Genomic DNA, 13,869 nt, shown 5'->3' on the forward strand with positions numbered 1-13,869 from the left:
ATGACCGCGCCCGAACGGGACCGCGCGCGACTCAAACCGTGCGCGACCGAGACCACGTGCAACCGAGCCCGACTCCGACCGAGACTGACCGAGGCCAACCGGCCAAGACCAACCGGCCAAGACCAAGACCAACCCACCCAGGCCAAGACCAAGACCAACCCACCAAGACCAAGACCAACCGCAAGACCAAAGGGAGCCCCAGCGTGGAAGCCGTACGGGACAAGGCCGTTGTCGTCACTGGAGCGGGCGGGGGGATCGGCGCCGCGCTGGCCCGCCGGTTCGCCGCCGAGGGGGCTCGGGTGGTGGTCAACGACCTGGACCGGGAGAAGGCCGAGCGGACCGCGGCCGAGATCGGGGCCATCGCGGTCCCGGGTGACGCCTCCGTCGTCGTTCCGGCCGCCCGCGAGGCGCTCGGCGGTGCCGTGGACATCTTCTGCGCCAACGCCGGCCGGGGCGACGCGGGGGGTCCCGAGGCGGCCGAGGACGTCTGGCAGCAAGCCTGGGACGTCAATGTCATGGCGCATGTCCGGGCCGCCCGCGAGCTGGTGCCGCACTGGCTGGAACGCGGCAGCGGGCGTTTCATCTCCACGGTCTCCGCCGCCGGGCTGCTCACCATGGTCGGCTCCGCGCCGTACAGCGTCACCAAGCACGGCGCCTACGCCTTCGCCGAATGGCTCTCCGCGACCTATCGCCACCGGGGCATCGACGTACACGCCATCTGTCCGCAGGGCGTCCGCACCGACATGCTCGCCGGTACCGGCACCGCCGGTGATCTGGTCCTCAGGCCGGGGGCCGTCGAGCCCGATGTCGTCGTGGACGCGCTGTTCGCCGCCATCGAGGCGGGCCGGTTCCTGGTCCTGCCGCACCCGGAGGTCGCCGGCTACTACACCGCGCGGGCCGCCGACCCGGACCGCTGGCTCAGCGGGATGAACCACCTCCAGCAGAAGTGGGAGCAGACGGAGGGCCGGGACGTCTCCTAGCGCCTCGCTCCCCGGGACCGGGCCGGGCGGCCCGGTCCCGGTCCCGCTCCACCCCGGCTGCACGGCGCTGGCACTCGGCAGGGACGATGCAGACAAACCAGGCCACCGGGGCGACCAGCCACCGGACCACCATGTGACCGGGCGACCACGTGACCACATGACCAGGCGTCCACATGACCAGGAAGAGAGGGCCGCACCGATGACCTCGTACCAGGACAAGCCGTGGCTGGCGCAGCTCAACGACGCCCAGCGCGCGCCCGTCCAGCCGCCGGCCTCGCCGCTGCACGCCTTCCGGGACGCGGTCCGGCGCGCGCCCGGCCGTACCGCGCTCGCCTACTTCGACGGACGGCTGACCTACGCCGAGGCCGACGCGCTCTCCGACGGCGTCGCCGCCCACCTCGCCGCCCGCGGCTTCCGGCGCGGTGACCGGGCCGCGGTGATGCTCCAGAACACCCCGCACTTCGTGCTCGCGCTGCTCGGGGTCTGGAAGGCGGGTGGGGTGGCCGTCCCCGTCAACCCGATGTACAAGTCCGGGGAGATGCGGCACATCCTGCACGACGCCGAGGTCACCGCCGTCATCTGCGCCGACCACACCTGGGACCGCTTCCTGCGCGCCACCGCCGCCGAGGCGCCCTCGGTGCGGATCGCGCTCACCGCCTGCGAATGGGAGCTCCAGACCCGCGACGATCCCCGGGTGCTGCGCGGTGAGCGGCTCGGGGCGCGCGAGGGCGCCGACGACCTGCTGACCGTTGCCCGCACGGGCGGAGCGATAGCTGCCGTCCCGGACGGTCCGGCCCTCACCGCCGACGACATCGCGCTGATCAGCTACACCTCCGGCACCAGCGGAACCCCCAAGGGCGCCACCAACACCCACGGCAACATCAGTTACAACGCCGAGCGGCAGCGCACCGGCCTCCCCCTCCCGGAAGGCGCCACGTACTTCGCGCTCGCCCCGCTCTTCCACATCACCGGTATGGTCTGCCAGCTGTCCGCCGCCCTCGGCAACGCCGGCACCCTCGTGCTGGCCTACCGCTTCGAGGCGGGCGTCGTCCTGGACGCCTTCCTGGAGCACCGCCCCGCCTACACCGTCGGCCCGTCCACCGCGTACATGGCGCTGATGGCCCATCCCGACGTCAGCCGGGAGCACTTCGCGTCCTTCCGGATGATGTCCTCGGGCGGCGCGCCGCTGCCGCCCGCGCTGGTGGCGAAGTTCCGCTCCGGTTTCGGCCCGTACCTCCACAACGGCTACGGCCTGACCGAGTGCACCGCCCCGTGTGCCAGCGTCCCGCCCGGCAAGGAGGCGCCGGTCGACGCGGTCTCCGGCACCCTGGCGGTCGGCGTGCCGGGCCCGGACACGGTGGTCCGGATCATCGACGAGGGTGGCCGGGACGTGCCGTTCGGCGAGCAGGGCGAGATCGTGGTGCGTGGTCCGCAGGTGGTGCCCGGCTACTGGCGGCGGCCGGACGCCACCGCCGAGAGCATTCCGGACGGCGAACTGCGGACGGGCGATATCGGCTTCATGGACCGCGACGGCTGGCTGTACGTCGTGGACCGCAAGAAGGACATGATCAACGCCGCCGGTTTCAAGGTGTGGCCGCGGGAGGTCGAGGACGTGCTCTACACCCACCCGGCGGTGCGCGAGGCGGCCGTCGTCGGCGTGCCCGACGCCTACCGGGGCGAGTCGGTGAAGGCGTATGTGAGCCTGCGGCCGGGGGCCGCCCCGGCGCCCGCGGAGCTGATCGCCCACTGCGAGGAGCGGCTGGCGGCGTACAAATATCCCCGGGAGGTGGAGATCCTGCCGGAGCTGCCGAAAACCACGAGTGGCAAGATCCTCCGACGGGAGCTGCGCGACCGCGCATGACCCGGGGTACCCCGCGGGCCCCCGGCCGGGCGGCCCGGCCACCGGCACGACAGGCGCGTACGGACGAAGGACAGGTGAGGACGATGGCCGGGACGAAGGACGGCGGCGGCGTCGGCGGCGGCGGTACGAAGCCCGTGGCCCAGCGGCTGCTGGCCACCGCCACCAGGCTCTTCGCGGAGCAGGGCTACGACCGCACCTCGGTCCAGGAGATCGTCGACGCGGCGGGCGTCACCAAGGGCGCCCTGTACCACTATTTCGGCTCCAAGGACGATCTGCTGCACGAGGTCTACGGCCGGGTGCTGCGGCTCCAGCAGGAGCGTCTGGACCACTTCGCGAGCTCCGGCGCGCCGGTCGAACAGCGGCTGCGGGACGCCGCGGCCGATGTCGTCGTCACCACCATCGAGAACCTCGACGACGCCACGATCTTCTTCCGTTCGATGCACCTCCTCAGCCCGGAGAAGGACAAGCAGGTACGGGCCGAACGGCGGCGCTACCACGAGCGGTTCCGGGCGCTGGTCGAGGAGGGCCAGCGCACCGGAGTGTTCGCCGCCGACATCCCGGCCGACCTCATCGTGGACTACCACTTCGGCTCCGTGCACCACCTGGGCACCTGGTACCGCGCGGACGGCCCGCTCACCCCGCAGCAGGTCGCCGACCACCTCGCCGAGCTGCTGCTGCGCGCGCTGCGGCCGTAGCACCCGCGGGCGCCGGCGGAGCCCCGTGGCAGTGCGGGGGCCCCGCCGGCGTTCCGCCGTCCGCTACCGGTACTTCTTCAGCTCGCGCCGGGCCAGCGACCGCAGGTGCACCTCGTCCGGACCGTCCGCCAGCCGCAGCGTGCGCGCCGCGGCCCACAGCTCCGCCAGCGGCGAGTCCTGGCTGACCCCGCCCGCACCGTACAGCTGTACCGCCCGGTCGAGGATGTCCACGACCGTGCGCGGGGTGGCGATCTTGATGGCCTGGATCTCGGTGTGCGCGCCCTTGTTGCCGACGGTGTCCATCAGCCAGGCGGTCTTCAGCACCAGCAGCCGCAGCTGTTCCACCGCGACCCGCGCGTCCGCGATCCACTCCTGGATCACGCCCTGCTGGGCCAGCGGTTTGCCGAAGGCCGTACGGGCCACCGCGCGGCGGCACATCAGCTCGATGGCGCGTTCCGCGAAGCCGATCAGCCGCATGCAGTGGTGGATCCGGCCGGGGCCGAGCCGGGCCTGGGCGATGGCGAAGCCGCCGCCCTCCTCGCCGATCAGATTGCCCGCCGGAACCCGTACGTCGTCGAAGACCACCTCGGCGTGGCCGCCGTGGGAGTGGTCCTCGTAGCCGTACACCCGCATGGCGCGCTTCACCTCCAGACCGGGGGTGTCGCGCGGGACGAGCACCATCGACTGCTGGCGCCGGATGTCGGGGCCGTCCGGATCGGTCTTGCCCATCACGATGAAGATCTGGCACAGCGGGTTCATCGCGCCGGAGATGTACCACTTCCGGCCGTTGATGACGTAGTCGTCGCCGTCCCGGTCGATCCGCGTCTCGATGTTCGTCGCGTCCGAGGACGCCACGTCGGGCTCGGTCATCGCGAACGCCGACCGGATCTCGCCCGCCAGCAGCGGTGCCAGCCACTGCTCGCGCTGCGCCTCGGTGCCGAACTGCGCCAGCACCTCCATGTTGCCGGTGTCCGGGGCGGCGCAGTTCAGCGCGGTGGGCGCCAGCTGGGGGCTGTGGCCGGTGATCTCCGCGAGCGGCGCGTACTGAAGGTTCGTCAGCCCCGCGCCGTACTCCGGGTCCGGCAGGAACAGGTTCCACAGCCCCTGCCGGCGCGCCTCGGCCTTGAGCTCCTCGACCACCGGCGGGGTGTCCCAGGGGGAGGCGAGCGCCGCCCGCTGCTCGTCCGCGGTCCGCTCGGCGGGCAGTACGTGCGTGGCCATGAAGGCCAGCAGCCGCTCGCGCAGTTCTTCGGTACGGGCGTCGAATGCGAAGTCCATGGGGTGCCTCAGCTTTCGTCGAGGGCGGACAGGGTGGCGTGGCCGTGCTCGATGAAGTGCGGGACGACCGCACCGATCCGGTCGAACCCCTCACCCAGGGTCCGGCCGAGCGTGTAGCGGTAGTGGATGCCCTCCAGGATCACCGCGATCTTGAAGTAGGCGAACGCGGTGTACCAGGCGACCCGGGAGACGTCCCGGCCGGAGCGGGCCGCGTACCGCTCGATCAGTTCGGCCGGTTCGGGGTGGCCGGGCGCGCCACGGGTCGTGGCGAGGGGCGAGGGTGCCCCGGCCCCGGCTCCGGCGAGCGGGCTCTCCCGCTGCTCGCTGTACATGACCAGCAGCCCGAGGTCGGTGAGCGGATCGCCGAGGGTGGACATCTCCCAGTCCAGTACGGCGGTGATCCGGTCGTCGGCGCCCACCAGGACGTTGTCCAGCCGGTAGTCGCCGTGCACGACGGTCGGCGCCGGGGAGTCGGGCAGCGTGCTGCGCAGCTCGTCGTGGAGCGCGTCGATGCCCGGCAGTTCGCGGCTCCTGGACGCCGCCAACTGCTTGCCCCAGCGCCGCAGCTGACGGTCGAGGAAACCCTCGGGACGCCCGAAGTCGCCGAGACCGGCCGTCTCCGGGTCGACCGCGTGCAGCTCGACGAGGGTGTCGACGAGCGAGAGCACCACGGCGCGGGTGCGCTCGGCGCCCAGCGGCCGCAGCTGGTCGGCGGTGCGGTACGGCGTCCCCTCGACCAGCTCCATCACATAGAAGGGCGCGCCGAGCACCGACTCGTCCGTGCACAGCAGCAGCGCCTCGGGTACCGGCACCGGCGTCCCGTGCAGCGCGCTGATCACCCGGTACTCGCGCCGCATGTCGTGCGCGGTGGCGAGGACATGGCCCAGCGGCGGCCGGCGGACGACCCAGGAGGACGTGCCGTCGGTGACGCGGTAGGTGAGATTGGACCGCCCGCCCTCGATCAGCCGCGCGCGCAGCGGGCCGCGGGTCAGCCCCGGCAGCTGCCGGTCCAGATGTGCGCGCAGCCGCTCCGGATCGAGGCCCGGGGGTTCCTCCGGGGGCGCGTCCTGCGGGGGAGGGGTGCCCTTGCTCATCGTGCTCCTCCGTACGGAGTGGACAGGGGGCCGGTCGGCCGGTCGCTGGCACGATCATGCCGACTAGTCGGTATGGCGTCCAGTGTTCGCACGGGGGACGTCGGTCACGCGGCGGATTTCCGCCGGAGGGCAGGGCATGCGGCGGAGGGTGGGGCGGCTCCGCGGACGGGCCGCCCCACCCGCGGTCTCACGCGTGGCAGGCCATCGGCACCCCGCCGTTCATGGCCGTCATGTCGGCGAAGGCGGCCAGCGGGTCCAGCGGCGCCCCCTGCTCGGCGCCCGACAGTTCCGCGTACGCCCGGTGCAGGTTCGCCACCAGCCGCTCGCTCTCGGCCAGGTGCGCGAACGGGCCGAGATCCGCCTCCCGCGCGACGTCGAGCGGTGTACGGCCGGCCGCCCTGCCCCGCCGGGCCAGTTCCTCGACGAACCGCAGATAGCGCTCGATGCCGTCGTACACCTCGGGCCCGGTCACCGTGCCGTGCCCGGGGACGACGGTGACCGCGTCCAGCGACCGCAGCACCTCGATCGCGCGCAGCGAACCGGCCAGCGAGCCCATGAGGACGAACGGGGTACCGCCGTGGAAGACGAGGTCCCCGGCGAAGACGATGCGCTGCCGGGGCAGCCAGACGATGGTGTCGCCGGTGGTGTGCGCGACGCCGGGGTGGATCAGTTGCACCTCGATTTCGCCGACGTGGAGGGTCAGGGTGTCGGTGAAGGTGACGGACGGCGGCGTGATCGGCACGTCGCCGTACGCCACCTGCGGCCACACCGCGTGCAGTTGATGCCCGGCGGCCACCACTTCACGGCGGCAGGCGGCGTGTCCGATGACCGTCGCCTCGGGTGTGAAGACGCTGTTGCCGTAGGTGTGGTCGCCGTGGTGGTGGGTGTTCACGACCACGCGGGGCGTCGGTGCGCCGCTCTCCGCGATCCGGCGGCGCAGCAGACGCGCCCGGCGCTCGGTGGCGGCGGTGTCCACCACGAGCGTGGTGTCGCCGTCGGTGACGAAGCCCGCGTTGTTCAGGCACCAGCCGCCGTCCGGCTGGATGAACGCGTGGACGCCGGCGGCCAGTTCGGTGAGGTACGGCTCGGGGACGTCGGGCCCGGGGCCCGTCGGGCCCGGCGGTGTGCCGCCCGGAGCCGCCGGGGGCGTCGCGGTGCGGGGTGTGTCGGCGGCGGACGGGCGGACGGAGTCCGGGCCGGCGTCCTGGGGTGCCGTGTCGGGCATGCGGAGGAGTTCCCCTCGGGTGATGGTCCGTTCGGGTGAGGGTCGGTCACCCCTCGTACCCGGAGCCCGGTCTGCGCCCGGCAGGACGCCGTCGGGCCCGGCGTCACCGTACCTCCGGCACCTGTACGGCCGGCTCCCGGCACCCGTCCGGCCTGGCGGCCGCCCCCGCCCGTCAGTGACCGGGCAGCAGGATCGCCGCGCCGAACACTGTCAGCGCCACCGTGCCGCCGCCCAGCAGCAGCGCGGTGCGCGGCGGCAGCCCCGCCGGGCGGGCGGCGGCCATCGCCCGCATCCGGCGGTGCGCGATCACCACGAACATCAGCCACATCAGACCCAGCAGTGCCGTCCCCAGCACCTCGACCGGGCCCGGGGCGCCGCTCCGCACCAGCTGCCGGCCGGCCAGCACCGCGACGACCGAGGCGGCGAGCGAGGTACGCCGCCAGGCCAGCCGGGTCCGCTCCGGCTGCAACCCGGCGTCCCGGTGGGGTGCCGGGCCCGGTGGCCGCGCGTCCTCCCGGCCGGTGTCACCCATCGGCTACCGGGTCCAGCCCAGCGCGACCAGCACCACCATCGCCGCCGCCAGGACACCCAGGCCCAGCGCCAGGAAGGAGGGGAAGCGGGAGACGGGCAGGTCCGTACCGCGCCGCATCGCCCGCTCGCAGCGCCCCCAGTGGCGGACCGCCCGCAGCGCGCACAGCGCACCGGCCACCAGCAGCACGACGGTGAACGTCAGCCGCATCCCCTCGTGCAGCCGGGGCAGGAACTGGTCCACCGCGAAGCCGCCGCCGACCAGCGCCAGGCCGGTGCGCAGCCAGGCGAGAAAGGTCCGCTCATTGGCGAGCGAGAAGCGGTAGTCGGGCGTGCTGCCCTCCTCGCGGATCCGCGCGGGCGAGAACCACAGCCGCACCTCGGCGCCGATCGACCGCCGTCCGTGGGTGTCGGGACCGGGGTCGGGGTGGCTCATGGCCAAAACCCTACCGGTCGGTCCGGAGCGGGCCCGCGCGGCATCAGCCCTTCCCGTCCGCCCGCCGGGCCAGCAGCCGCCGGTACGCCTCCAGACCGTCCGGCGTCCACGCCCACGCAGCGAGCCGCCGGGTCAGCTCCTCCTCGGTCAGGAAGGCGTGCCAGTCGATCTCCGACTCCTGCGGGGCGACCGGCAGCGTGCACCGCACCTCGTAGACCGCGGACCACCAGGTGTGTTCCGGCGTCTCGTAGAGGAAGGAGAAGAGCCGCTCGGGGCGGGCCAGACCGCGCACGCCCAGCTCCTCCTCCGCCTCGCGCAGCGCCGCCTCGTCGTAGCTCTCGCCGGCGCCGACCACGCCGCCCACGAACATGTCGTAGTGCGCGGGGAAGACCAGCTTCCGCGCGGTGCGGCGGTGTACGAAGATCCGGTCCGCGGCGTCCCGGACCAGGACGAACGCGCATCGGGTGCGGAGTCTGCGGGCGTACGCCTCGCCCCGTGGGGCCTGCCCCACGACCTGGTCGTTCTCGTCGACGACGTCGAGGATCTCGTCCGCGTTGAGCGGTTGCTGGTCGGTCATGGGGCCATGCAATCACCAGCGGCACCGGGCCGTCCCGTGCCGGGGGAGCGGCGGCCCGTTCTCCCGTGCCGTGGCGCGGTTCCCGGACCGGGGTCAGCGCGGCTGGAGCTCCCGTACGGTCTCGGCCCGGCCGGTCCCCGGCGGCATCGCCGGATGGCTGCCGATCAGCACGATCCCCGCGATGACGGCCGCTATCCCGACCGCCTCCCCGGCCAGCGCCCCGGTCGTCACCTCCAGCCGGTCGCCGAGGAAGCCCACCCCGCAGGCGATACCGGCCAGCGGCTGGGCGGCCGTCAGCGCGGGCAGCGACATCCGCAGCGGCGCCGTCTCGAAGGCGCTCTGCACCAGCACCAGCGCCAGCACACCGAGCACCACGATGGTGTACGGCTGCCAGCTCGTGAACAGCGCGGACCAGCCGCCGTGCCCGAACCGGTCCCCGCTGAGCCGGGTCAGCGCGTCCTGGAGGCCGTAGATCAGCCCGGCCGCCAGGCCCAGCAGCGCCGCCTCCAGGCTGATGTGGATCCGTACCCGCTTGGCGTAGACGGTGAGCAGCAGGGCGGTGGCCAGCACGATGCCCATGATCAGCCATTGCCACAGCGTCGCGTCGGTGTGCCCGCCGCCGCGCGGCCGGCCCGCCACGATGAAGGCCGTCACCCCGCCCGCCAGCAGCCACAGCCCGGCCCAGCCGCGGCGGCCGAGCCGCTGCCTGGTCAGCTGCCGGGACAGCGCCATCGCGAACAGCAGATTCGTCGCGAGCAGCGGTTCGACGAGGGTGATGTCGCCCATCCCCAGCGCCACCGCGCCGAGCCCCATCCCGCACACCATCAGGGCGACACCGGCCAGCCAGCGCGGCATCCGCATCAGGTCGAGCAGCAGCCGCAGCGAGAGGAAGTCCTTCGCCGGAGCGTGCTGGGCAGCGGCCTGCTGGAGCACGAAACCGAGCCCCAGACAGCACGCCGCACCCAGGGCGAGCAGTATCACCGTCACGTCGCACACCTCGTATCGCGCGGGGCGGGGGATGTGTCGAGAATAGCCATCCGGCGACGGCCGCGCGGTGGTCCTTGTCGCCTCTTCCCAGCCTGACACCCGTGCGGGAAACCGGGTAATCCGAGGTTGACGCCCGCGGCCGGGTGCGCTGAGGATCGACCCACCACGGCGGCCGGGGCGTCCGGCCCGCCCCGGTGAGGAGACCAGAGATGGCGTACGACGCTGATGTGATCGTGATCGGGGCGGGGCTGGCGGGCCTGGCGGCCACCGCGGAGCTGGTGGACGCCGGACGCAAGGTGATCCTCCTCGACCAGGAGCCCGAACAGTCCATCGGCGGTCAGGCCCACTGGTCCTTCGGCGGTCTCTTCCTGGTCGACTCGCCCGAACAGCGCCGCCTGCGGATCCGCGACAGCCACGAACTGGCCTGGCAGGACTGGCTCGGCGCGGCGGGCTTCGACCGGCCCGAGGACCACTGGCCGCGCCGGTGGGCCGAGGCGTACGTGGATTTCGCGGCCGGCGAGAAGCGCTCCTGGCTGCACCGGCAGGGCATACGGATCTTCCCGGTCGTCGGCTGGGCCGAGCGCGGCGGCTACGGCGCGACCGGCCACGGCAACTCCGTCCCCCGCTTCCACATCACCTGGGGCACCGGACCCGGCCTCGTCGCGCCCTTCGAACGCCGGGTGCGGGCCGGAGTCGCGCGCGGTCTGGTCGAGCTGCGCTTCCGGCACCGCGTCACCGGGCTCGCGCGCAGCGCGGGGAGCGTGGACACGGTCTGCGGCGAGGTGCTCGCCCCCTCCCGCGCCGAACGCGGTACGCCCAGCAGCCGCGAGGTGGCCGGTGCCTTCGAGTTCAAGGCGCAGGCCGTGATCGTCACCTCGGGCGGGATCGGCGGCAACCACGACCTGGTGCGCGCCAACTGGCCCCGGCGGCTCGGCAAGCCGCCGGCGCGGATGCTGTCCGGGGTGCCCGCCCATGTGGACGGCAAGATGCTCGGCATCACGGAACGGGCCGGCGGCCGGCTCATCAACCGCGACCGGATGTGGCACTACACCGAGGGCATCGAGAACTGGCACCCCATCTGGCCGCGGCACGGCATCCGGATCCTGTCCGGGCCGTCCCCGCTGTGGCTGGACGCCCGCGGCAAGCGGCTGCCGGTGCCGCTGTTCCCGGGCTTCGACACCCTCGGCACGCTCGAACACATCATGCGGTCCGGGTACGACCACACCTGGTTCGTGCTCACCCGGAAGATCATCGAGAAGGAGTTCACCCTCTCCGGTTCCGAACAGAACCCGGATCTCACCGGTAAGAGCATCCGTGACGTGCTGGGGCGGGCCAGAGGCGGTGCGCCGGGCCCGGTGCAGGCGTTCCTGGACCACGGTGCGGACTTCATCGTCGAGCGCTCGCCGGCCGAGCTGGTCCGGCGGATGAACGAGCTGACCGGGGAGCCGCTGATCGACGCGGCCGCGCTGCGCGCCGAGATCGTCGCACGCGACCGGGAGATCGCCAACCCCTTCACCAAGGACCTCCAGGTCACCGCTGTGCGCGGCACCCGTAAGTACCTCGGCGACCGCCTCATCCGCACCGCCGCCCCGCACCGGCTGCTGGACCCCGCGGCCGGTCCGCTGATCGCCGTACGGCTGCACATCCTGACCCGTAAGACGCTCGGCGGCCTGGAGACCGACCTGGCCTCGCGGGTCCTGACCGAGGGCGGCGAGCCGCTGCCGGGCGTGTACGCGGCGGGCGAGGCGGCGGGCTTCGGCGGCGGCGGAGTGCACGGCTACCGCTCGCTGGAGGGCACCTTCCTCGGCGGCTGCCTCTTCTCGGGCCGTACGGCGGGCCGCGCGGCGGCGAAGGCGGTCTCCTGACGGGCACGCGGTCCGCGCACCGGACGCGCGGGCACCTCGTGCGCGTGGCCGCCGGATGTCAGTTTCATGTCGTTTCAATGTCGTTGCAGGGAAGGGGAGTTGGCGGATCCGGCCATTCCCCTTCCGGTCTTGACGCAGAGCCCTGCCTACCGCTTTGCTGTGCGTGATTACTCGGTGTGGACCGGGTCACCACTCCCCGCAGGCGGACCCCGCGGCGGGCCGGGTGTGCGGTGCCCCGTCGGGCGCACCCCGGACCGCGCCCGCAGGCGGACCGGATCCACCCCTCGTCCAAGGCGACACAGCCACCGCGACACAGCGAGGTGAAAGATCGGTGCAGCGCGTCCCGGAGTCCCCCGGTCCATGACTCCTCCGCCACCGCCGCGCGGGCCGGGGCACCCCCGCGGCGAGAACGCCGCCGTCCTCTCCCCGGCCCGCCCTCCTCGTCCCGCGCCGGTCGTCCTCTCCCCGGCCCTGGACGACATCCAACTGACCATCGCCACCGAGGCGCTGGCGCACGGCCGGTGGACCCGGGTGCGCACCCTGCTCGCCGAGACCGGCGAGGACTGGGATCTGCGCGGACACCGATTAACGGTGCTGGCCCGGTGCCCCGGAAGCGCCGCCTGGGCCCGCGACTGGCAGCTCGCCGACCCGGAGAGCGGCGACGCCGCCACCCTCCTCGCCTGTGCGACGGTGCAGCTCGCCGTACGCGGTACGGGCAGCGCCGAGGCCGCGGCCCGGGAGTGCCGGACCGCCGCCCGGATGCTGCCCGCCGACCCCACCCCCTGGCTCGCCGAACTGATCCTCGCCCGCCGCACCGGCACCGCGGAGCACTGCGCGCACGCCTTCGAGGAGATACGGGCCCGCCACCCCGACCACCACCACGCGCACCACCTCATGACGGCCTGCCTCGCCGAGCGGCAGCACGGCACCCCGGACGACCCGCTGCACGAGGTCTACGACTTCGCCGTCCGGTCCGCCGAACAGGCCCCCGCCGACTCCCCGCTGGCCGTCCTCCCCGTCATCGCGCACGCCGAGCGCTATCGCGTCCTGGCCGCCGCCGGACTCGCGCCCCCGGACCCGGCCGCCTCCGGCCACTGGTCCACCCGCCGCGCCCGCCAGGCCCTGAAGGCCGCCTTCGACTGGTGGCTGGAGTGGGAGGGCGAGGGCCACCCGCGCGGCAAGGTCGACCTCAACTTCCTCGCCCACGCCACGTTCCACGAGGGCAGCCTGGCCGAGGCGGCGGCCCTCTTCCACCGCATCGGCCCGTACGCCACGCCCGCACCGTGGTCCTACACCGGCCACGACGCCGGAGCGGCCTTCCGGGCCGCCCGCGACACGGTGTTCCGTTCGGGCTGACCGGACGAGGGACCGCCTGCGCCGCCGCCCCTTGACGGCCGGCGCCGCCGCCCGCCCGGCCCCCGCCGGCACCGCCCTGCGCGCCGACACCTTCGCGGTCGGCCTGCCCGGTGCCCGCGCTGCCCGGCCCGCGCGGCCGTCCCCGGGCCTCAGCCCTCCAGCGCCTCCCGCACCCGCCGTGACACCGTGAACGTGTAGAGGTCCAGCACTCCCGGCGGCTCCGCGATACCGGGGCCGCCCGCCCGGATCCAGGCGGCGATGTCCGTCAGCGCCTCGTCATCGTTGACGAGCCCCAGCCAGACGGGCCGCCCGCCCGCGGCCCGGCCCGCCGCCGACGGCTGGACCACGACGACATTGGCCTGGTCGCAGACGTCCAGGCACTCCGAGGCGCGTACCGGTGCGGCGCCGTCAAGTGCCGTGCGCAGCCGGGGTATCTGTCCGGCGTGGTCGACGCCCGGGATCTTGGCCCCGTCACCGCAGCAGCAGCCACGGCACACGGTGACCCGGCACGGGGTTTCGGCGGCCGCCCGGCCGGAACTCTTGGTGATCATTGCGCACATGCTACGTGCGCGGATCCGGCCGGCCGCGGGCTGCCCCGGGGCGGCGCTCCCCGGAATGAGCCACCGACCGCCCGTCACTGTCGCATCGCGCCCCTCACACATAAACGCAACCAAAATAGCGTTTGCGTTTTCGCGGCACCCGCCGTAACGTCGTTGTCGGTCCCACTGCCGTTGATCGGAGAAAGCCGTTGCTCGTCTGAGGTCCTGAGACACCGCGCCCGCGATGACGCACCGCGGCACCGCACGACAGCCCCGCCCGCAGCCTCCGCTGCCAGGGCGTACGCCTCGTGCCCCGCCCGTCGCCCGCTCATCGTCCGGCCCTGTCCGCGACCTCGGCGTCAGCCGGTCCGCCTCGGCTCCCCCGTCGGCAGCGTCCCTGTCGGCTTCGGCCGGCGGCCGTCCCGTCGGCGGCCTCCCTCCGGGCCTC

The 13,869-nt window shown here is 73.5% G+C and carries 13 protein-coding genes; 5 read left to right on the forward strand and 8 right to left on the reverse strand.

What is annotated here, in order from left to right:
• The first annotated feature begins 203 nt into the window (after positions 1-203).
• From ACLJWH_RS25745 to ACLJWH_RS25755, 3 genes are all read left to right on the forward strand, one after another.
• On the forward strand, positions 204-980 hold the full coding sequence (locus ACLJWH_RS25745) for an SDR family oxidoreductase (RefSeq protein WP_411144120.1): 777 nt from the start codon (positions 204-206) through the stop codon (positions 978-980).
• 199 nt (positions 981-1,179) lie between these two features.
• Positions 1,180-2,841, forward strand: a complete 1,662-nt coding sequence (locus tag ACLJWH_RS25750) for a class I adenylate-forming enzyme family protein (RefSeq protein ID WP_411144121.1) — start codon at positions 1,180-1,182, stop codon at positions 2,839-2,841.
• Positions 2,842-2,924: 83 nt separating this feature from the next.
• Entirely contained in the window at positions 2,925-3,536 is a 612-nt protein-coding gene (locus ACLJWH_RS25755; protein ID WP_411144122.1) for a TetR/AcrR family transcriptional regulator, read from the forward strand.
• A 63-nt stretch (positions 3,537-3,599) separates the two neighbouring features.
• On the opposite strand, the gene ACLJWH_RS25760 is transcribed toward ACLJWH_RS25755, so the two are convergent.
• From ACLJWH_RS25760 to ACLJWH_RS25790, 7 genes are all read right to left on the reverse strand, one after another.
• Positions 3,600-4,814, reverse strand: a complete 1,215-nt coding sequence (locus tag ACLJWH_RS25760) for an acyl-CoA dehydrogenase family protein (protein WP_411144123.1) — start codon at positions 4,812-4,814, stop codon at positions 3,600-3,602.
• Between the two features lie 8 nt (positions 4,815-4,822).
• The gene (locus tag ACLJWH_RS25765; RefSeq protein ID WP_411144124.1) at positions 4,823-5,908 is read right to left on the reverse strand and encodes a phosphotransferase family protein; all 1,086 of its coding nucleotides are present in this window, start codon (positions 5,906-5,908) and stop codon (positions 4,823-4,825) included.
• A gap of 187 nt (positions 5,909-6,095) precedes the next feature.
• Positions 6,096-7,133 carry an MBL fold metallo-hydrolase gene (locus tag ACLJWH_RS25770; protein ID WP_411144125.1) on the reverse strand — a complete coding sequence of 346 codons (1,038 nt, stop codon included), beginning with the start codon at positions 7,131-7,133 and terminating at the stop codon, positions 6,096-6,098.
• Between the two features lie 172 nt (positions 7,134-7,305).
• On the reverse strand, positions 7,306-7,665 hold the full coding sequence (locus tag ACLJWH_RS25775) for a DUF202 domain-containing protein (protein ID WP_411144126.1): 360 nt from the start codon (positions 7,663-7,665) through the stop codon (positions 7,306-7,308).
• A gap of 3 nt (positions 7,666-7,668) precedes the next feature.
• Entirely contained in the window at positions 7,669-8,097 is a 429-nt protein-coding gene (locus ACLJWH_RS25780) for a YidH family protein (protein ID WP_411144127.1), read from the reverse strand.
• 43 nt (positions 8,098-8,140) lie between these two features.
• A complete protein-coding gene (locus ACLJWH_RS25785) occupies positions 8,141-8,674 on the reverse strand; it encodes an NUDIX hydrolase (RefSeq protein WP_411144128.1) in 534 nt (177 codons plus the stop codon).
• Positions 8,675-8,767: 93 nt separating this feature from the next.
• Complete coding sequence (locus ACLJWH_RS25790) at positions 8,768-9,661, reverse strand: DMT family transporter (RefSeq protein ID WP_411144129.1); 894 nt, start codon at positions 9,659-9,661, stop codon at positions 8,768-8,770.
• Positions 9,662-9,870: 209 nt separating this feature from the next.
• On the opposite strand from ACLJWH_RS25790, the gene ACLJWH_RS25795 reads away from it, so the two are divergent.
• Entirely contained in the window at positions 9,871-11,526 is a 1,656-nt protein-coding gene (locus ACLJWH_RS25795; protein WP_411144130.1) for an FAD-binding dehydrogenase, read from the forward strand.
• Between the two features lie 360 nt (positions 11,527-11,886).
• Complete coding sequence (locus ACLJWH_RS25800; protein ID WP_411144131.1) at positions 11,887-12,882, forward strand: hypothetical protein; 996 nt, start codon at positions 11,887-11,889, stop codon at positions 12,880-12,882.
• Positions 12,883-13,031: 149 nt separating this feature from the next.
• On the opposite strand, the gene ACLJWH_RS25805 is transcribed toward ACLJWH_RS25800, so the two are convergent.
• On the reverse strand, positions 13,032-13,433 hold the full coding sequence (locus tag ACLJWH_RS25805) for a (2Fe-2S) ferredoxin domain-containing protein (RefSeq protein WP_411144132.1): 402 nt from the start codon (positions 13,431-13,433) through the stop codon (positions 13,032-13,034).
• Positions 13,434-13,869 lie beyond the last annotated feature (436 nt).

It is taken from the genome of Streptomyces sp. x-80 (genome assembly GCF_046549095.1).
In the GTDB taxonomy this organism is placed as follows: domain Bacteria; phylum Actinomycetota; class Actinomycetes; order Streptomycetales; family Streptomycetaceae; genus Streptomyces; species Streptomyces celluloflavus.